Raw genomic sequence first — 18,920 nt, forward strand, 5'->3', positions numbered from 1 at the left:
ACAAAATACAATATATTTTTAAGACTGAAACATTTCGATGTTTCAGTCTTTTTATATGATAGTTATAATTGAATAAAAAAGTGAAATATTTTAACATAATTTATATATAACTTATTTTGTCATCTTCATAAAAAAATGCTATAGTTTAAAGGCAGATTATAAATCTGATAAAAATGAATGAGATTTTTAAGAAATGGGTGTCATAAATATGGCTGAAAGAGTTAGAACAAGTCCTCAGTATGAATCGTTTCACGAATTATACAAGAACTATACAACTAAAGAATTAACATCAAAGGCAAAAGAACTAAGAATAACAAATTATAGTAAATTAAATAAAAAAGAACTTGTCTTAGCAATTATGGAAGCTCAAATGGAAAAAGACGGCAACTATTATATGGAAGGTATCTTAGATGATATTCAACCTGATGGTTATGGCTTTTTACGTACTGTTAACTATTCTAAAGGTGAAAAAGATATTTATATATCTGCTAGCCAAATTAGACGCTTTGAAATTAAAAAAGGTGATAAAGTAACTGGTAAAGTTAGAAAACCTAAAGAAAATGAAAAGTATTACGGATTGTTACAAGTTGACTTTGTAAATGATCAAAATGCAGAAGAAGTTAAAAAAAGACCACACTTTCAAGCGTTAACTCCTCTATACCCACAACAACGTATCCAATTAGAAACTACAAGTAAAAATTATTCAACTAGAATCATGGATTTAATTACGCCAATAGGTCTAGGACAGCGTGGAATGATTGTAGCACCACCTAAAGCTGGTAAGACATCATTACTTAAAGAAATTGCAAATGCTATTGCAATTAACCAACCAAAAGCGAAATTATTTGTATTATTAATTGGGGAACGTCCAGAAGAAGTAACGGATATTGAACGTTCTGTTGAACAAGCTGAAGTCGTTAACTCAACATTTGATGAGCCGCCAGAACATCATGTTAAAGTGGCTGAATTACTACTTGAAAGAGCTAAACGTCTTGTTGAAATCGGTGAAGATGTCATCATCTTAATGGATTCATTAACAAGATTAGCTAGAGCATATAACTTAGTTGTACCACCAAGTGGTAGAACATTATCAGGTGGTTTAGATCCAGCGTCACTTCATAGACCTAAACATTTCTTCGGAGCTGCTAGAAATATTGAAGCGGGTGGAAGTTTAACAATATTAGCGACTGCATTAGTTGAAACAGGTTCTCGTATGGACGATATGATTTATGAAGAATTTAAAGGTACAGGTAACATGGAACTTCATTTAGATCGTAAATTGTCTGAGAAGAGAGTATTCCCTGCAATTGATATTAGAAGAAGTTCAACACGTAAAGAAGAATTGCTATTAGATAAAGAAGAACTTGAAATGATTTGGCAACTACGTAATTTATTTACTGATTCAAATGATTTCTCTGAAAGATTTATTAGAAAGTTAAAACGCACGGATTCTAATGAAGAATTCTTTGAAGTCTTAAGAAAATCTATGGTCGATAGTGCGAAGACTGGTAAACCAATTATATAAATTTAAGGTTGCATTTTAATTCTTCAACATATATAATATGTAAGTATTGAGTGAATAAGTCACAAATAAACTCTGTTCCAGATGGTTCAGGGCAAAGGAGCTGAAAAAAATGAAACAAGGAATTCATCCAGAGTATAATAAAGTTATCTTTTTAGATACAACTACAGACTTCAAATTCTTAAGTGGTTCAACACGTACTTCAAATGAAACTATGGAATGGGAAGATGGAAACGAATACCCAGTTATCCGTTTAGATATCTCTTCAGATTCACATCCATTCTATACAGGACGTCAAAAATTCGCATCTGCGGATGGTCGTGTGGAACGCTTCAACAAAAAATTTGGTTTCAAATCAAACAACTAATTATGAAGCGAATCAAGCATCCTTTTATAAAGGGTGCTTTTTTTTGTAAAAATTAATAAATAAGTAAAAATAATATGATATAATTAAGCGATTATGTTGAAAAAGGTGGATAAGTAATATGTACGAAAATTACCATTCCGGATGGATAGAATGTATTTGCGGAAGTATGTTTAGTGGTAAGTCAGAAGAGCTTATTAGACGTCTGAGAAGAGGTTTATATGCGAAACAAAATGTAAAAGTATTTAAGCCATCTATTGATAATCGATATAGTGAAGAAGCTGTAGTATCTCATAATGGAAATCAGCTTGATGCAATCAGCATAGAACATTCTAGTCAAATATTAAAATATGATTTACAAGGCATCGATATTATTGGAATAGATGAAGTCCAATTTTTTGATAATGAAATCGTAAGCGTAGCACAAAAGTTAGCAGAAGAAGGCTATCGTGTTGTTGTAGCTGGGTTAGATATGGACTTTAAAGGTGTGCCATTTGAACCAATGCCTGAAATGATGGCAGTTGCAGAAATTGTAACAAAATTACAAGCGGTATGTGCAGTATGTGGATCTCCATCAAGTCGAACACAAAGACTTATAAATGGTGAACCAGCACATATTGATGACCCGATTATATTAGTTGGGGCAGACGAAAGTTATGAACCAAGATGTAGAGATCATCATATAATTAGAACTGAAATAAGGAGTGATATAAATGTTTGATCAATTAGAAATTGTTGAAAATAGATATGAACAATTAAATGAATTACTTAGTGATCCAGATGTCGTTTCGGATACAGACAAGCTAAGAAAATATTCAAAAGAACAATCTGACTTACAAAAGACAGTTGATGTATATAGAACTTATAAATCTGTTAAAGGTGACATTGAAGATGCTAAATTAATGTTAAACGAAACAACAGATAAAGAAGAACAAGACATGTTGAAAGAAGAAATTAACAGTCTTACTAAACAAGTACCTGAATTAGAATCTGAATTAAAATTCCTACTTATTCCTAAAGACCCTAACGATGATAAGAACGTTATTATGGAAATTCGTGGTGCAGCGGGTGGAGATGAAGCGGCTATTTTCGCAGGTGATTTATTCAGAATGTATTCAAGATTTGCTGAAGCACATGGCTACAAAATTGACGTCGTTGAAGAGAATATTAGTGACCATGGTGGCTACAAAGAAGTCAGCTTTTCAATTCAAGGAAACGGTGCATTCAGTAAACTTAAATATGAAAATGGTGCACACCGTGTACAACGTGTACCAGAAACTGAATCAGGCGGACGTATTCATACTTCTACAGCAACAGTTGCAGTATTACCTGAAGCTGAAGATGTTGAAATTGATATTAGAACTGAAGATTTAAAAATTGAAACTTACCGTTCTAGTGGTTCTGGTGGTCAGCACGTCAATACGACAGACTCAGCTGTACGTATCACGCATTTACCAACTGGTATTGTTGCAACATCATCTGAAAAATCTCAAATTAAGAACCGTGAAAAAGCATTTAAAGTATTGAAAGCCAGAGTTTACGATATGATGGTTCAAGAAGAAAATGCTAAATACGCTGAAAAAAGAAAGTCAGCTGTTGGTACAGGAGATCGTTCAGAAAGAATTAGAACGTATAACTATCCTCAAAACAGAGTAACTGACCATCGTATTGGATTAACTTTACAAAAGTTAGATCAAATTATGGAAGGTAAAGTTGACGAAATTATCGATGCATTAACGTTACATGAACAAACGGAAAAATTGGAAGAATTAAATAATGGCCAATTATAATTTTCAACAGTTACTAAATGAAACTTATGATGGATTATCAGCACGAGGGTTTGAAACCTCTCGTGCTGATTGGTTATTAGAGGATATTTCAGGCATGTCTAGAACACAAATTGCCATGAATTTAAATCAAAATGTACCTGCTAATATTTTGGAAGCTTATTTAAAAAGTAGAGAACGTATGTATGAAGGTGAGCCTGTACAATATATTGCAGGTTTCGCAGAATTTTATGGTAGAAAGTTTAAAGTAAATCAACACGTATTAATACCGAGACCCGAAACAGAAGAACTTGTCTATCAAACATTACAAATGATTCAGAACGAGCAAGTAGTCGTATGTGATATAGGAACGGGTACAGGAGCTATCGCAATTACACTGAAAAAAGAGCGACCTGATTTATCAGTTATCGCGACTGATATTAGTGCAGGAGCATTATCAATTGCCGAAACAAATGCATCAATACTTGAAGCACCGATAGAATTTCTACAAGGTAAATCTTTAGAACCACTAATTAAAGAAAATATTAAAGTGGATGTACTCGTCTCCAATCCACCGTACATTTCATATGAAGAACAAAAAGAAATGTCTGATACTGTCTTAAATTATGAACCACATTTAGCTTTATTTGCAGAAGATGATGGCTTAGCTATCTATAAAGATATTATTCTAAATTTAGAACACGTTATGTCGGATAATGGACTCGTGATTTTTGAAATTGGCCATTTACAAGGTGAACTATTGAAAGACTTTATTGAAACCCATGTGAATGTTGAACATGTAAAAATCATTCAAGATATAAATCAAAACAATCGTATGATACAATTTAATTGGAATAATCAATAGAAGTTATGCACATTTAACGGGAGTTATCCACGTTGTGTGGATAACTTTTGTTTTAATACAATAAATGCTTTAAAGAAGGGAAGAAATGCATTGGAAACAAATGTTTGGGATGTGCGTAAGTATGTTCATAACTTACAAAGTTATCCACAAATCGATGAGATTATTGCAGGATATCATCAAAATAAATTGATTGCTTTACCAACTGAAACGGTATATGGATTAGGTGCTAATGCAAAAGATGAAGAAGCGGTTAAAGAAATTTATGTAGCAAAAGGTAGACCGTCTGATAATCCACTTATCGTACATATACATGATAAATCTCAATTAAATGACTTCACCCAAAATATATCTCAAGAAACTGAAATTTTAATGGATGCTTTTTGGCCAGGACCAATTTCATTTATTGTGCCTTACAAGTCAGGATTTTTAAGTGATCGTGTTACGGGTGGATTACAATCTGTTGCTGTACGCATGCCAAGTCATCATGTTGGTAGAGCAGTTCTACAATTAACGGATTTACCAATTGCGGCTCCAAGTGCAAACATTAGTGGACGTCCTTCGCCAACTAAATTTGAACATGTTAAACATGACTTGGATGGAAGAATATATGGCATCATTCAAGCAGAAGATATTGATGAAGGTATAGAAAGTACTGTAATAGATTGTACAAGTTATCCATTTAAAATTGCACGACCTGGTTCTATAACAATAGAGATGATTAATAAAGTTCTGCCAAACAGTGTCATTAACGAAAAGTTAGATTTGGAAAAACCAATTGCACCAGGTATGAAATATAAACATTATGCACCTTCGCAACCTGTAACATTAATAGAAGGTGGTATTACAAAACAAATGAGTTTGTCAGATAATACTTCTAAAAAGATAGCAGTAATAGGTCCTAAAAGTATTGAGCCATTAATCTCAGAACAAATGACTTTTATACCGCTTGGTAGAGATATTGCAGATATAAAAGGTGCACATCACGATTTGTATGATGCTTTGCGAATAGCAGATCAACTGACAAACATTGATGAAATTTATATAAGTGGCTACGAAAGAAATGACGATACAATCGCATTAATGAATAGAATTGATAAAGCAAGTGGTCACAATATTAAAGGAGAAGATGAATTGTGAAAATAGTTTTTGTATGTACAGGCAACACTTGTAGAAGTCCATTGGCTGAAGCGATAGCCAAAGATATTAAACCTGAATATAATATTCAATCTAGAGGCATTTCAGCTTTTGATGGGACACCAATATCTCCGCAATCAATGGAAATCATCTTTAAAAATGATTTGCCAATACCTGATACAGCTAAACAATTTTCTGAGCAAGATTTAGATGCTGACATTATCTTAACTATGACTGAATCTCATAAAATGATTTTAGAATCGCAATTTACACATCAGAACATTCATTCAATAAAACAATACGTAAGAGGCGAAAAGGGAGATGTCTCAGATCCCTTCGGACAATCTCAAATCATTTATCAAAATACTTACGAAGAACTTCGAGCACTAATTGAAGATTTATTACAAAGTAATTAAGAATTCAAATAATTTGCAGAATTGCTATAACACACATAGAAAATAAGTTATAATATTATAGTATAAACAAATTGGGAGGTGGGAAGATGAAAGTAGCTATTGCAGCAGACCATGGTGGCTATGAATACAAAGAAGCAATCAAACAATTACTTGATGAAATGAACATTGAATATAAAGATTTTGGTACACATGAAGGTGAGTCAGTAGATTATCCAGATTATGCAAGACCAGTATCTGAAAGTGTTGCAGATGGAACGTTTGATAAAGGAATTTTGATTTGTGGAACTGGAATTGGTATGTCTATCGCTTCAAATAAAGTAAAGGGGATTCGTTGTGCACTTGTGCATGATGTTTTTACTGCTGAAGTGACGAGACAACATAACGATTCTAATGTATTAGCAATGGGCCAACGTGTTATAGGTGAAGGTTTAGCACTTCTCATCGTCAAGACTTGGTTGACAAGTGAATTCGAAGGCGGTAGGCACCAAAGACGTATAGACAAGATTGAAGGCGGTTGTTCATGAAAGAAGATTTAAAACAATTGTTGAATGAGCTGAAGTCTATCGATTTTTTTAAAAATCAAGAACTATGCATCATTGGGTGTTCAACTTCAGAAGTTAAAGGTTCAAAGATAGGTTCAGATGGTTCGATTGATGTTGCTAAGGTTATATATGAAAGTCTTGATTTTATACATAAAGAGACAGGTGTTCACTTTGCGTTTCAAGGTTGCGAACATATTAACCGAGCTATAACAATCGAGCGAGAAATATTTGATCCTTATACAATGACTGAAGTTTCTGTTGTACCACAAGCCAATGCTGGAGGTAGTTTGTCAACTTATGCATACCAACACATGAAAGACCCAATAGTTGTTGAACACATTCAATGCGATAAAGGTATTGATATTGGTCAGACACTAATTGGTATGCATTTAAAGCACGTCGCAGTACCTGTATCAATTGAAACTAAGCGCATTGGAGAAGCTATTGTTACAATAGCTAAGAGCCGTCATAAATTAATAGGCGGCGAAAGAGCAAAGTATTAAATTCTTAAAAGTGAGGGATTGTACATGTCATTAATTAAAAAGCAAGACGAAGAACTTTTCAAAGCAATGGAAAAAGAGTTTGATAGACAAAATAATAATATCGAACTTATAGCATCAGAGAACTTTGTTTCTGAAACAGTAATGGAAGCACAAGGTTCTGTATTAACTAACAAATATGCAGAAGGTTACCCAGGTCGTCGTTATTATGGTGGCTGTGAATACGTTGATATCGTTGAAGATTTAGCGCGTGATAGAGCTAAACAACTTTTCGGTGGAGAACACGTAAATGTACAACCTCATTCAGGATCACAAGCAAATATGGCTGTATATTTTGTAGCTTTAGAACCGGGTGATACTGTACTTGGAATGAACTTAAGTCATGGTGGACATTTAACTCATGGAGCAAAAGTTAACTTCAGTGGTAAGTTATACAACTTTGTAGAGTATGGTGTTTCTGAAGAAAATGAACAAATTGACTATGAAGAAATCTTGAGAGTTGCAAAAGAAGCACAACCTAAATTAATCGTAGCAGGTGCTTCAGCTTATCCAAGACAAATTGATTTTAAGAAATTCAAAGAAATAGCAGATGAAGTTGGCGCTAAATTAATGGTTGATATGGCACATATCGCTGGTTTAGTTGCAGCAGGTTTACATCAAAACCCTGTTGATTATGCTGACTTTGTAACAACGACAACACACAAAACATTAAGAGGACCAAGAGGCGGTATGATTTTCTGTAAAGAAGAATATGCTAAAGAAATTGATAAAACAATTTTCCCTGGTATTCAAGGTGGTCCATTAATGCATGTTATCGCTGGTAAGGCAGTTTCATTTGGTGAAGCATTACAACCAGAATTTAAGGAATATCAAAAACAAGTAATTAAGAATGCTCAAAAATTAGCAGCAACTCTAGAAGACGAAGGTTTAAGAATTGTATCAGGCGGTACTGATAATCATCTTATCTGTGTAGATGTTAAAGGTTCTCTTGGCATTACTGGTAAATTAGCTGAGAATGCTTTAGATGAAGTTGGTATTACATGTAACAAGAACACAATTCCATTTGATCAAGAAAAACCTTTCGTAACAAGTGGTATTCGTTTAGGTACACCAGCAGTAACATCTCGCGGATTTGATGAGGAAGCAGTTGAAGAAGTAGGTAGAATAATAGCACTTGTGCTTAAAAATCCAGAAGATGAACAAACATTAAAAGAAGCACATGAACGCGTATTATCACTAACTTCTAAGTTTCCACTTTACAACAAATAAATATTTATTGGAGGCTAGACTTATGGGTAAAGTACACGTTTTTGATCATCCATTAATTCAGCATAAGTTGAGTTATATTCGTGATCGTAAAACTGGCACTAAAGAGTTTAGAGAGCTTGTCGATGAAGTCGGTATGCTTATGGCGTATGAAGTTACGAGAGATTTTGAAACACAAGATGTTGAAATCGAAACACCCGTAACTAAAATGAACGCTCAAAGATTATCTGGTAAGAAATTAGCACTTATTCCTATTTTACGTGCTGGCCTTGGAATGACAGATGGTATTATGAAACTCGTTCCAGCTGCTAGAGTAGGACATGTAGGGTTATATCGTGATCCAGAAACTTTAGAAGCGGTAGAATATTTTGTGAAATTACCACAAGATATTGAAGAAAGAGAAATTATTGTAGTAGATCCTATGCTTGCTACAGGTGCATCAGCAATCGAAGCGATTCAATCATTGAAGAATCGTGGAGCAAATAAAATACGTTTTATGGGCTTAATTGCTGCACCTGAAGGGGTTAAAGCATTACAAGAAGCACATGAAGACGTAGATATTTATATTGCTGCATTAGACGAAAAATTAGATGACCATGCATACATTACACCTGGTTTAGGTGATGCAGGTGATCGATTATTTGGCACTAAATAGATAATAGGAGGATTTTATTACAATGAAGAAAATTATGACGATATTTGGTACGCGACCTGAAGCTATTAAAATGGCACCTTTAGTTTTAGAATTAAAAAATGATCCGGAGTTACAACCAATTGTTGTTGTAACAGCGCAACATAGAGAAATGCTAGATTCAGTTCTAGAAACATTTGATATTACACCAGATTATGATTTAAATATTATGAAACAAGGGCAAACACTTTCAGAAGTAACATCAAGAGTATTAGGTGGACTTGAAAGTGTTATTCAAGAAGCTAAGCCAGATATGATATTGGTACATGGAGATACAACTACTACTTTTGCAGGCAGTTTAGCAGCATTCTACAATGAAGTTGCAATCGGCCATGTAGAAGCAGGGTTAAGAACTTGGAATAAATATTCTCCATTCCCAGAAGAAATGAATCGACAAATGACGGGGGGCCTTGCTGATTTACACTTCTCACCAACTGATCAGTCTAAACATAATTTACTTCAGGAAAATAAAAAAGACGAATCTATTGTTGTGACAGGTAATACAGCTATAGATGCGTTATCAACTACTGTAACTGACGATTATGAAAGTGAAATTATTAAACGTCACGAAGGTAAACGCATCGTGCTATTAACTGCGCATAGACGTGAAAACATTGGTAAACCGATGGAGAACATTTTTAAAGCTGTTAGACAAATTGTTGAAGAGCATGAAGATGTTGTTGTCGTTTATCCAATGCACAAAAATCCTAAGGTTAGAGAAATTGCTAACCAAATATTGAGTGATCATGATCGTATAGAATTGATTGAACCTTTAGAAGTAATAGATTTCCATAACTTTGCAGCTAATTCTCACTTGATCTTAACAGATTCAGGTGGTGTTCAAGAAGAAGCACCTTCATTAGGTAAACCAGTACTTGTCTTAAGAGATACGACTGAGAGACCTGAAGGCGTTGAAGCTGGAACATTAAAACTTGTAGGTGTAGAAGAAGAGAACATCTATAACGAAACTAAAGCGTTATTAAATGATCAATCATTATATGAAAAAATGAGTATCGCTCAAAACCCTTATGGGGATGGTCTCGCTTCTAAGAGAATATGTGAAAATATTAAATATTATTTTGATATTTTGAAAGAAGCACCGGAACCATTTAGAACAAAATAATTAAAGTGGTGGTTTGTGTCAATTCTGTGACAAAAAAATGACAAAAATTTGTTTTCTATTTTTGTCATAGCATTGACACTATAAGTCCACTATATTATCATGAAAATTGTGTGATGAAACGGTTTTCAAAGATATGCCACTTATCTAAGGAGTTTCAGCTGAATGTTTGATATAAAGGGCTTTTTTAAGTCTTATTTACAGTATTTTATTTTCTTTATTATTATTCTAGTTGTAGTGTATTTCTTCTTGAAACATGAGTTCGTTTTAGGACTTATTATTGGAACAATAGCATCAGCTGTTAACTTGTTTTCATGGGAAGTTTACCTCAATCGAGCTAAAAATGCTGAATCATTACAATTATCAACAGGAAACTGGGTCAGATATCTTGTGACAATCGTTGCTTGCTGTTTTTGGCTTAAATATCCACTAATCGTTGATATTATCGGGATTTTATTTGGTTTGATGATAGCATATGTATTAATTATGTTTAAATCACTGAAAAGTCTCGATTAAATAATTAAAATTGTGAAAAGAGGTGAAGATATGGAACACGAATCACCTATGTGGTCCATCAATTTGGGAGGATTTGATTTAGTTTTCAATCTTTCAAGTATGTTAATGTTGTTAGTTTCTGCAGTTATCGTCTTTGTAATAGCTGTGGTCTGTACTAGGAATCTAAAAATTAGACCTACTGGTAAACAGAACTTTATTGAATGGGTATTTGACTTTGTAAAAGGTATTATCCAAAGCAATATGGCATGGAAAGACGGAGGAAGATTTCACTTCTTGGCGGTTACACTTATATTCTTCATATTTGTATCAAATATGTTAGGATTACCGTTCTCAATTGTTGTAGGACATACACTATGGTGGAAATCACCTACAGCAGATCCAACAGTAACATTAACGTTAGCAACATTGATGGTTCTTTTAACACATTACTATGGTGTTAAAATGCGTGGTACTGGCGCGTACTTGAAATCATTTGTACAACCAGTAGCATTTATGGTGCCATTCAAAATTGTTGAAGAATTTGCTTCAACATTAACGCTTGGTCTACGTTTATACGGTAATATATTCGCAGGTGAAGTATTACTTGGTTTATTAGCAACATTAGCAGCTGGAGGCGTTTTAGGCGCGTTCGGAGCAGTTTTACCAGCGATAGTATGGCAAGGATTCTCAATATTTATTGGTTCAATTCAGGCTTACATATTCGTAATGTTATCAATGGTTTATATGTCCCATAAAGTGGCAGACGATCATTAATATATAATTTAAAAAAACAATTAATATTTTTATTTCTAGGAGGAAAATTATAATGAGTTTAGGTGTATTAGCAGCAGCAATCGCGATTGGTTTAGCAGCATTAGGAGCAGGTATCGGTAACGGTCTTATCGTATCAAGAACAGTAGAAGGTGTTGCACGTCAACCAGAAGCACGTGGTCCATTAATGACAATCATGTTTATCGGTGTTGGTTTAGTTGAAGCCCTTCCTATCATTGCAGTAGTAGTAGCATTCATGGTAATGAATCGATAAGCTAAAATATTTTTAGAACAGGCGGAGTCTATCTAAAAAGGATTTCGCCATTCATTTATGAGATGTTATTCATCTTTAATTGCAGTGAAAGGAGTGTAGTTGGCAGTGGATCAAAACGTATTAGTTTTAGGAGCAGCAGGTGGCGGTGTCGAATGGGGAACAGTCTTATTTACATTGATCACATTTATTATCCTGCTTGCCTTATTAAAAAAGTTTGCTTGGGGACCATTAAAATCAATTATGGATGAGCGTGAGAACGCTATTAATAAAGATATTTATGATGCTCATGAAGCAAAAGTAAACGCTAAGAAATTAGAAGAAGAAAATAGAAATCTATTAAGAAAAACTCAAGAAGAAGTACAAACAATTCTTGATGATGCTAAACATCAAGCTAAAGTACAACAAGAGCAAATTATTAATGATGCAAATGTTAAAGCAAATGGCTTAGTACAATCAGCTCAAGCAGAAATTCAACAAGAGAAACAAAGAGCTATTGCAGATATTAATAATAGAGTTTCAGAACTTTCTGTATTAATTGCTTCTAAAGTAATCAATAAAGAAATCTCTGAACAAGATCAAAAAGACCTTGTTGAAAAATACATTAAAGAGGCAGGGGATAAATAATGGCGAATATTAGTCAGAAATATGCCCAAGCCTTATATGATGTAGCTGAAGCGCAAGATTTAACAGACAGCGTCTTAGATGAACTTACTCAAGTAGCAGAAAGTGTTAAAGAACAAATTAGTGATTTAAAAGCAATTGATAACAATCCTAAATTAGCAAAAAACGACAGACAACAATTTGTTGACAATGTATTTAAAGGTGCTTCTAAACCTTTGTTAAACACATTATACCTACTTGCTAATAACAGTAAATTGTCACTAATTCCAGAAATTCATAAAGATTTTAGCAAAATATACAATCAGGTACATAGCCAAGATTTAATGAAAGTTGAATCTGTGTATCCTTTATCTAATGAAGAATTAGACGAAATTGGTAAAGCATTTATTAAAAGAACAGGTTTGAAAAAACTTATTTTAGAAAATCAAGTTAATGATTCTTTAATTGGTGGTATTCGTGTTTCCATAGGTACAAAAGTATACGATGGTTCCATTCAGAATGACTTAAATCAATTAGCAAAATCATTTCAACAAATGAAATAATATTAAGGAGTGACATAGATGGCCATTAAAGCTGAAGAAATCAGTGCTTTATTACGCTCTCAAATTGAAAACTATGAGTCAGAAATGTCAGTTACCGATGTTGGTACAGTTATCCAAGTCGGCGATGGTATTGCATTAGCTCATGGTTTAAATGACGTTATGGCTGGCGAACTATTAGAGTTCCATACTGGCGTTTTAGGGTTAGCACAAAACTTAGAAGAAAATAATGTAGGTATCGTAATTTTAGGACCTGCAGAAGGTATTAAAGAAGGCGACGAAGTTAAAAGAACTGGTCGTATTATGGAAGTACCTGTAGGGGAAGAATTAATTGGTCGTGTTGTAAATCCATTAGGTCAACCATTGGATGGACAAGGTCCAATCAATACATCTAAGACTCGCCCTGTAGAATCACCTGCAACAGGTGTTATGGATCGTAAATCAGTTGATGAACCATTACAAACTGGTATTAAAGCGATTGACGCATTAGTACCTATTGGACGTGGACAACGTGAGTTAATCATCGGTGACCGTCAAACTGGTAAAACAACAGTTGCGATTGATACAATTCTTAACCAAAAAGACGAAGATATGATTTGTATCTACGTTGCGATTGGTCAAAAAGAATCTACAGTTCGTACAGCGGTAGAAACTTTACGTAGACATGGTGCTTTAGATTATACAATCGTTGTATCTGCATCAGCAGCTCAACCAGCGCCATTATTATACATTGCACCTTATGCTGGTGTAAGTATGGCAGAAGAATTCATGTTTAACGGTAAACATGTATTAATCGTTTATGATGATTTAACAAAACAAGCAGCAGCTTACCGTGAGTTATCATTATTACTTCGTCGTCCGCCAGGTCGTGAAGCTTACCCAGGTGACGTATTCTACTTACACAGTCGTTTATTAGAACGTGCTGCTAAATTAAATGATGACTTAGGTGGCGGTTCTATTACTGCTTTACCATTTGTTGAAACTCAAGCAGGGGACATCTCAGCATACGTTCCAACAAACGTTATCTCAATTACTGACGGACAAATATTCTTACAATCAGACTTATTCTTCTCTGGTGTAAGACCTGCGATCAACGCTGGTTTATCTGTATCACGTGTTGGTGGTTCAGCTCAAATTAAAGCGATGAAAAAAGTAGCAGGTACATTACGTCTAGATTTAGCATCATACCGTGAGTTAGAATCATTCGCTCAATTTGGTTCAGATTTAGACCAAGCTACGAAAGCTAAATTAGAACGTGGTAAACGTACAGTAGAAGTACTTAAACAAGATCAAAACAAACCATTGACTGTAGATCGTCAAGTTGTTATTTTATATGCTTTAACTAAAGGTCATTTAGATGATATCCCAGTTGAAGATATTACACGATTCGAAGATGAATTCTTAAATTGGATTGATGCAAATGCAAGCGATCTATTTAAAGAAATTCGTGAAACAAAACAATTACCATCTGATGATAAATTTGTTTCAGCAATCGATGCATTCAAAAAAGTATTTAATAAATCTCATGTAGAGTAATATTAAGCTTTAAATAAAAGGTGGTGAAATTGTGGCTTCACTAAGAGAAATCAAAGGTAGAATTACTTCTACTCAAAAGACTAGTCAAATTACAAAAGCAATGAATATGGTTTCAAACTCTAAATTGCGTAAAGCAGAAGAGAATACGAAAGCATTTCAACCATATATGGATAAGATTCAAGATGCTGTAACAGCTATTGCTTCTAAGAGTACAGATGTTAATCATCCAATGCTTAAAACAAGACCTGTAAAACGTTCTGGTTACTTAGTTGTTACTTGTGATAAAGGACTTGCAGGACCATATAGTGCTAACATTTTGAAAAATGTCGTTAACGATATTAAAGAAAAACATAACAACAATAGTGACGAATACGGCATTATTGTTGTCGGACGAGTAGGCCGAGACTTCTTCAAAGCTAGAGGATATAACATCATTGAAGAGTATGTAGGTTTACCTGACCAACCAACATTTAAAAATGTACAAGCCTTAACTGAGAAAGCTGTAGACTTGTTTAATGAAGAATTTTATGATGAGTTAACAATTTACTACAGTCATTTCGTGAGTGTGCTTGAACAACAAGTTAAATCTAAAAAAATCTTACCATTATCTGATGAAGATACTGGAAAAGGTTCTAGTATGATGGCTGGTTATGAATTTGAACCAGATAAAGAAACGATTTTAAAAGTTATCTTACCGCAATACGCAATTAGTTTAATTTATGGTGCATTATTAGATGGTAAAGCTAGTGAACATGCATCAAGAATGACAGCTATGAAGAATGCAACAGATAACGCTTCAGAATTAATTGATGAATTATCATTACAATATAACAGAGCTCGTCAAGCTGCAATTACTCAACAAATTACTGAGATTGTAGGCGGAGCAGCTGCACTCGAATAATGATTAGGAGGAATTTACATGGGATTAGGCCGAGTAACGCAAATTACAGGGCCAGTTATTGATGTACGCTTCCCACATGGTGAATTGCCAGAACTTAATAATGCTTTAACACTTAAAGTTGAACGTCCAGACGGATCAAGCTTTGACTTAGCATTAGAAGTTGCATTACACCTTGGTGATGATGTTGTACGTTCTATAGCAATGGCATCAACTGATGGTGTTAAACGTGGACAAGAAGTTACTGATACAGGAAGACCTATTTCAGTACCAGTTGGTGATGCTACATTAGGTCGTGTTTTCAATGTATTAGGCGAAAAAATTGATTTAGGTGAAGAAATTGATGAAAGCGTACGTCGCGATCCAATTCATCGTTTAGCACCTAAATTCGAAGATTTATCTACAAAAGTAGAAATTCTTGAAACTGGTATTAAAGTAGTAGACTTATTAGCACCTTATATCAAAGGTGGTAAAATCGGTCTATTCGGTGGTGCCGGAGTAGGTAAAACAGTACTTATTCAAGAATTAATCAATAACATCGCGCAAGAACATGGTGGTATTTCTGTATTCGCAGGTGTAGGTGAACGTACACGTGAAGGAAATGACTTATACTATGAAATGAGCGATTCAGGTGTTATTAAGAAAACAGCGATGGTATTCGGTCAAATGAACGAGCCACCTGGTGCACGTGCTAGAGTTGCACTTTCTGGTTTAACAATGGCAGAATACTTCCGTGATGAGCAAGGACAAGACGTATTATTGTTCATCGATAACATCTTCCGTTTTACACAAGCAGGTTCAGAGGTATCAGCATTATTAGGCCGTATGCCATCTGCCGTTGGTTACCAACCAACACTTGCTACTGAAATGGGACAATTACAAGAACGTATTACATCTACTAATAAAGGATCAGTTACATCTATCCAAGCAGTATTCGTACCTGCCGATGACTACACTGACCCAGCGCCAGCAACAGCTTTCGCTCACTTAGATGCTACTACTAACTTGGAACGAAAATTAACGGAAATGGGTATCTATCCAGCCGTTGACCCATTAGCTTCAACATCACGTGCTTTAACTCCAGAAATTGTTGGAGATGAACATTATGATGTTGCGCGTCGTGTACAACAAACGTTACAAAAATATAGAGAGTTACAAGATATCATTGCCATACTTGGTATGGATGAATTATCAGATGAAGATAAGAAAACAGTTGAACGTGCTCGTCGTATTCAATTCTTCTTATCTCAAAACTTCCATGTAGCTGAACAATTTACTGGTCAAAAAGGTTCATACGTACCAGTTAGTCAAACTGTACAAGATTTCAAAGCTATTCTAGAAGGACAATATGACCATATCCCAGAAGATGCTTTCCGTTTAGTCGGTGGTATTGAAGCAGTTCTTGAAAATGCTAAAAACATGGGTGTAGAGGTCTAATAATAATTAGGAGGAATGGAAAATGAATACATTTACCTTAGATGTTGTCACTCCTAATGGATCTGTTTACTCAGCAAAAGAAGTAGAACTTGTTGTTTTACATACTGAAACTGGTGAAATGGGTGTAATGGCTGGACATATTCCAACTGTTGCAGCTTTGAAAACAGGATACGTTAAAGTAAACAAAGCAAGTGGTACGGAGTATTTAGCTGTTTCCGAAGGATTTGTTGAAGTAAGAACTAATAAAGTTACAGTTCTAGTTCAAGCGGCTGAAACTGCCGATGAAATAGATAAAGACCGTGCGATTAATTCTAAAGAACGTGCTGAAGAACGATTGAAAATGAATCGTGATGAAGTAGACTTTAGACGTGCTGAACGTGCACTTCATCGTGCAATTAATCGAATTGAAGTGGCTAAATTTAGATAAAATATAAGGCTGAGACAGGTGATGTCTCAGCCTTATATTTTTAGAAGGAGTTGTTAATATGGAATATTATGGTCAATTAGGTATTATCGGACTTTTACTACATGTCATCTGTGTATGTTTAGCATTCTGGGCACTCCAAGGCGTACGATTAGAACAAATTTTTAAGAAAAATCATGTTGCTCAAGCTCAAACATTTATTATCATCTTATCTATCATATTAGGTACGGCTGTAAGTCGTTTTATTTTAGATATACTCCAATATTCGCTACAATTAAGATTGCTATTCTAATAATAAGAAAAAATTACATAAATATATGAAAAAAGAACAAAAAAGTAGTATAATATTTTGGTGATGTTTATGAATCAAGAAAAATGTGTATTAAATAAATATATACATTTGTAAAATAAATAAAAGTGAAGTTTTTTGGAGGATAATTATATGGATAAAATCGTCGTGAAAGGCGGAGCAAGTCTTAATGGCACAGTTGTAGTCGAAGGGGCAAAAAACGCAGTATTACCAATATTAACAGCTACACTTTTACCAAGTGTTGGTCAAAGTGTATTAACGAATGTACCTAAATTAAGTGATGTAGATACAATTAACACAGTACTTACGCATTTAAATGCAGATATAGAATATGATGCAGATCATAACACTGTAAAAATAGATGCATCAAATACATTAAAAATCGAAGCACCATATGAATACGTAAGTAAGATGAGAGCAAGTATTTTAGTTATGGGTCCTTTATTAGCAAGAGAAGGTCATGCTAGAGTCGCTTTACCTGGTGGTTGTGCAATTGGTTCAAGACCTATTGAACAACATTTAAAAGGATTCGAAGCTTTAGGTGCAGAAATTGAACTACATAACGGATTTATTGAAGCAACAACACCTAATGGCTTAAAAGGTGCTAAAATTTATTTAGATTTCCCAAGTGTAGGTGCTACTCAAAATATTATGATGGCAGCAGTACTTGCAGAAGGAAAAACTGAAATTCAAAACGTAGCAAGAGAACCAGAAATTGTAGATTTAGCTAACTATTTAAATGAAATGGGTGCACAAGTACACGGTGCTGGCACGGATACAATTAGAATCACAGGTGTTAGTCAATTACACGGTGCAGAACATGCTATTATTCCAGATAGAATTGAAGCTGGTACATTTATGATTGCAGCAGCGATTACTAGAGGGAATGTCAATGTTATTGGTGCAATTAGAGAACATATGACTAGCTTAGTGTCTAAATTAGAAGAAGCTGGTGTTCAAATTACTGATATCGAAGATGGATTAAATGTTCAAGTACCTGGTGAAATTAAAGCAATTGATGTTAAAACAATGCCACATCCAGGATTCCCTACAGATATGCAATCTCAAATTATGGCTTTATTATTAACAGCTAATGGTACTAGTAAAGTAACTGAAACAGTATTTGAAAACAGATTTATGCATGTAGAAGAATTCAAACGTATGAATGCAGATATTTTCATTAACGGTAGAAGTGCAATGATTACAGGTAATAGTAAATTACAAGGTGCAGATGTAAAAGCTACAGATTTAAGAGCTGGTGCATCATTGATTCTTGCTGGATTAGTGTCTGACGGATATACAAACGTTACAGAACTTAAACATTTAGATAGAGGTTATGTTGATTTTCATGGTAAACTTAAAGCATTAGGTGCAGATGTTGAACGCATCAATGATAATGGCAAGTTAAACGATAAAGCGAGGGTTTAGT

23 protein-coding genes are annotated in these 18,920 nt (G+C 34.4%); all 23 read left to right on the plus strand.

Annotation, left to right across the window (positions count from 1 at the left end):
• Positions 1 to 208: 208 nt before the first annotated feature.
• The 23 genes from rho to murA all read left to right on the plus strand — a co-directional run bounded on the left by rho (position 209) and on the right by murA (position 18,919).
• Positions 209 to 1,525, plus strand: a complete 1,317-nt coding sequence (gene rho, locus LQ673_RS09165; RefSeq protein WP_025904466.1) for a transcription termination factor Rho — start codon at positions 209 to 211, stop codon at positions 1,523 to 1,525.
• A gap of 109 nt (positions 1,526 to 1,634) precedes the next feature.
• The gene (locus LQ673_RS09170) at positions 1,635 to 1,889 is read left to right on the plus strand and encodes a type B 50S ribosomal protein L31 (protein WP_025904467.1); all 255 of its coding nucleotides are present in this window, start codon (positions 1,635 to 1,637) and stop codon (positions 1,887 to 1,889) included.
• 118 nt (positions 1,890 to 2,007) lie between these two features.
• Entirely contained in the window at positions 2,008 to 2,607 is a 600-nt protein-coding gene (locus tag LQ673_RS09175) for a thymidine kinase (protein WP_025904468.1), read from the plus strand.
• The gene (gene prfA, locus LQ673_RS09180) at positions 2,600 to 3,676 is read left to right on the plus strand and encodes a peptide chain release factor 1 (protein ID WP_025904469.1); all 1,077 of its coding nucleotides are present in this window, start codon (positions 2,600 to 2,602) and stop codon (positions 3,674 to 3,676) included. The genes LQ673_RS09175 and prfA overlap by 8 nt, the downstream gene beginning before the upstream one ends.
• Positions 3,663 to 4,517: a peptide chain release factor N(5)-glutamine methyltransferase gene (prmC, locus tag LQ673_RS09185; RefSeq protein ID WP_191836452.1), complete on the plus strand. Its 855-nt coding sequence runs from the start codon at positions 3,663 to 3,665 to the stop codon at positions 4,515 to 4,517. Before prfA ends, prmC begins: the two co-directional genes overlap by 14 nt.
• A gap of 90 nt (positions 4,518 to 4,607) precedes the next feature.
• Complete coding sequence (locus LQ673_RS09190; RefSeq protein WP_107565675.1) at positions 4,608 to 5,654, plus strand: L-threonylcarbamoyladenylate synthase; 1,047 nt, start codon at positions 4,608 to 4,610, stop codon at positions 5,652 to 5,654.
• Entirely contained in the window at positions 5,651 to 6,067 is a 417-nt protein-coding gene (locus LQ673_RS09195) for a low molecular weight protein arginine phosphatase (protein ID WP_191836451.1), read from the plus strand. Before LQ673_RS09190 ends, LQ673_RS09195 begins: the two co-directional genes overlap by 4 nt.
• A gap of 86 nt (positions 6,068 to 6,153) precedes the next feature.
• Positions 6,154 to 6,591, plus strand: a complete 438-nt coding sequence (rpiB, locus tag LQ673_RS09200; protein ID WP_191836450.1) for a ribose 5-phosphate isomerase B — start codon at positions 6,154 to 6,156, stop codon at positions 6,589 to 6,591.
• On the plus strand, positions 6,588 to 7,112 hold the full coding sequence (locus LQ673_RS09205) for a TIGR01440 family protein (protein WP_191836449.1): 525 nt from the start codon (positions 6,588 to 6,590) through the stop codon (positions 7,110 to 7,112). The genes rpiB and LQ673_RS09205 overlap by 4 nt, the downstream gene beginning before the upstream one ends.
• 24 nt (positions 7,113 to 7,136) lie before the next feature.
• A complete protein-coding gene (locus tag LQ673_RS09210) occupies positions 7,137 to 8,378 on the plus strand; it encodes a serine hydroxymethyltransferase (RefSeq protein WP_025904475.1) in 1,242 nt (413 codons plus the stop codon).
• Between the two features lie 22 nt (positions 8,379 to 8,400).
• Positions 8,401 to 9,030, plus strand: a complete 630-nt coding sequence (upp, locus tag LQ673_RS09215; protein WP_025904476.1) for a uracil phosphoribosyltransferase — start codon at positions 8,401 to 8,403, stop codon at positions 9,028 to 9,030.
• Positions 9,031 to 9,052: 22 nt separating this feature from the next.
• On the plus strand, positions 9,053 to 10,189 hold the full coding sequence (wecB, locus tag LQ673_RS09220; protein WP_239745042.1) for a non-hydrolyzing UDP-N-acetylglucosamine 2-epimerase: 1,137 nt from the start codon (positions 9,053 to 9,055) through the stop codon (positions 10,187 to 10,189).
• 162 nt (positions 10,190 to 10,351) lie between these two features.
• Entirely contained in the window at positions 10,352 to 10,702 is a 351-nt protein-coding gene (locus tag LQ673_RS09225; protein ID WP_025904478.1) for an ATP synthase subunit I, read from the plus strand.
• 30 nt (positions 10,703 to 10,732) lie between these two features.
• Positions 10,733 to 11,455, plus strand: a complete 723-nt coding sequence (gene atpB / locus LQ673_RS09230; RefSeq protein ID WP_025904479.1) for a F0F1 ATP synthase subunit A — start codon at positions 10,733 to 10,735, stop codon at positions 11,453 to 11,455.
• 52 nt (positions 11,456 to 11,507) lie between these two features.
• On the plus strand, positions 11,508 to 11,726 hold the full coding sequence (atpE, locus tag LQ673_RS09235) for a F0F1 ATP synthase subunit C (RefSeq protein WP_016998905.1): 219 nt from the start codon (positions 11,508 to 11,510) through the stop codon (positions 11,724 to 11,726).
• Between the two features lie 99 nt (positions 11,727 to 11,825).
• Positions 11,826 to 12,350 (plus strand): F0F1 ATP synthase subunit B, encoded by a 525-nt coding sequence (locus LQ673_RS09240; RefSeq protein WP_239745044.1) that lies wholly within the window; start codon positions 11,826 to 11,828, stop codon positions 12,348 to 12,350.
• Positions 12,350 to 12,889, plus strand: coding sequence for a F0F1 ATP synthase subunit delta (locus LQ673_RS09245; RefSeq protein ID WP_025904481.1), 540 nt, complete (start codon positions 12,350 to 12,352; stop codon positions 12,887 to 12,889). Before LQ673_RS09240 ends, LQ673_RS09245 begins: the two co-directional genes overlap by 1 nt.
• A gap of 18 nt (positions 12,890 to 12,907) precedes the next feature.
• Positions 12,908 to 14,422, plus strand: a complete 1,515-nt coding sequence (gene atpA, locus LQ673_RS09250) for a F0F1 ATP synthase subunit alpha (RefSeq protein ID WP_025904482.1) — start codon at positions 12,908 to 12,910, stop codon at positions 14,420 to 14,422.
• Between the two features lie 31 nt (positions 14,423 to 14,453).
• Positions 14,454 to 15,323 carry an ATP synthase F1 subunit gamma gene (atpG, locus tag LQ673_RS09255; RefSeq protein WP_037589780.1) on the plus strand — a complete coding sequence of 290 codons (870 nt, stop codon included), beginning with the start codon at positions 14,454 to 14,456 and terminating at the stop codon, positions 15,321 to 15,323.
• An 18-nt stretch (positions 15,324 to 15,341) separates the two neighbouring features.
• Complete coding sequence (gene atpD, locus LQ673_RS09260; RefSeq protein ID WP_025904484.1) at positions 15,342 to 16,757, plus strand: F0F1 ATP synthase subunit beta; 1,416 nt, start codon at positions 15,342 to 15,344, stop codon at positions 16,755 to 16,757.
• Between the two features lie 22 nt (positions 16,758 to 16,779).
• Complete coding sequence (locus LQ673_RS09265; protein ID WP_025904485.1) at positions 16,780 to 17,184, plus strand: F0F1 ATP synthase subunit epsilon; 405 nt, start codon at positions 16,780 to 16,782, stop codon at positions 17,182 to 17,184.
• Positions 17,185 to 17,242: 58 nt separating this feature from the next.
• The gene (locus LQ673_RS09270; RefSeq protein WP_025904486.1) at positions 17,243 to 17,473 is read left to right on the plus strand and encodes a DUF1146 family protein; all 231 of its coding nucleotides are present in this window, start codon (positions 17,243 to 17,245) and stop codon (positions 17,471 to 17,473) included.
• A 150-nt stretch (positions 17,474 to 17,623) separates the two neighbouring features.
• Entirely contained in the window at positions 17,624 to 18,919 is a 1,296-nt protein-coding gene (gene murA, locus LQ673_RS09275; RefSeq protein ID WP_126477264.1) for a UDP-N-acetylglucosamine 1-carboxyvinyltransferase, read from the plus strand.
• The last annotated feature ends 1 nt before the right edge of the window (position 18,920 follow it).

This window comes from Mammaliicoccus sp. O-M54, assembly GCF_022386035.1.
Taxonomy (GTDB): Bacteria; Bacillota; Bacilli; order Staphylococcales; family Staphylococcaceae; genus Mammaliicoccus; species Mammaliicoccus sciuri_A.

Bases quoted from the DNA above. Each gene is read 5' to 3' on its own strand.
- LQ673_RS09205 (WP_191836449.1), top strand. From the start codon at position 6,588: ATGAAAGAAGATTTAAAACAATTGTTGAATGAGCTGAAGTCTATCGAT.
- atpB (WP_025904479.1), top strand. From the start codon at position 10,733: ATGGAACACGAATCACCTATGTGGTCCATCAATTTGGGAGGATTTGAT.
- prfA (WP_025904469.1), top strand. From the start codon at position 2,600: ATGTTTGATCAATTAGAAATTGTTGAAAATAGATATGAACAATTAAAT.
- LQ673_RS09170 (WP_025904467.1), top strand. From the start codon at position 1,635: ATGAAACAAGGAATTCATCCAGAGTATAATAAAGTTATCTTTTTAGAT.
- atpA (WP_025904482.1), top strand. From the start codon at position 12,908: ATGGCCATTAAAGCTGAAGAAATCAGTGCTTTATTACGCTCTCAAATT.
- LQ673_RS09225 (WP_025904478.1), top strand. From the start codon at position 10,352: ATGTTTGATATAAAGGGCTTTTTTAAGTCTTATTTACAGTATTTTATT.
- wecB (WP_239745042.1), top strand. From the start codon at position 9,053: ATGAAGAAAATTATGACGATATTTGGTACGCGACCTGAAGCTATTAAA.
- murA (WP_126477264.1), top strand. From the start codon at position 17,624: ATGGATAAAATCGTCGTGAAAGGCGGAGCAAGTCTTAATGGCACAGTT.
- LQ673_RS09270 (WP_025904486.1), top strand. From the start codon at position 17,243: ATGGAATATTATGGTCAATTAGGTATTATCGGACTTTTACTACATGTC.
- LQ673_RS09210 (WP_025904475.1), top strand. From the start codon at position 7,137: ATGTCATTAATTAAAAAGCAAGACGAAGAACTTTTCAAAGCAATGGAA.
- upp (WP_025904476.1), top strand. From the start codon at position 8,401: ATGGGTAAAGTACACGTTTTTGATCATCCATTAATTCAGCATAAGTTG.
- prmC (WP_191836452.1), top strand. From the start codon at position 3,663: ATGGCCAATTATAATTTTCAACAGTTACTAAATGAAACTTATGATGGA.
- LQ673_RS09265 (WP_025904485.1), top strand. From the start codon at position 16,780: ATGAATACATTTACCTTAGATGTTGTCACTCCTAATGGATCTGTTTAC.
- LQ673_RS09245 (WP_025904481.1), top strand. From the start codon at position 12,350: ATGGCGAATATTAGTCAGAAATATGCCCAAGCCTTATATGATGTAGCT.
- rpiB (WP_191836450.1), top strand. From the start codon at position 6,154: ATGAAAGTAGCTATTGCAGCAGACCATGGTGGCTATGAATACAAAGAA.
- rho (WP_025904466.1), top strand. From the start codon at position 209: ATGGCTGAAAGAGTTAGAACAAGTCCTCAGTATGAATCGTTTCACGAA.
- atpD (WP_025904484.1), top strand. From the start codon at position 15,342: ATGGGATTAGGCCGAGTAACGCAAATTACAGGGCCAGTTATTGATGTA.
- atpE (WP_016998905.1), top strand. From the start codon at position 11,508: ATGAGTTTAGGTGTATTAGCAGCAGCAATCGCGATTGGTTTAGCAGCA.
- LQ673_RS09175 (WP_025904468.1), top strand. From the start codon at position 2,008: ATGTACGAAAATTACCATTCCGGATGGATAGAATGTATTTGCGGAAGT.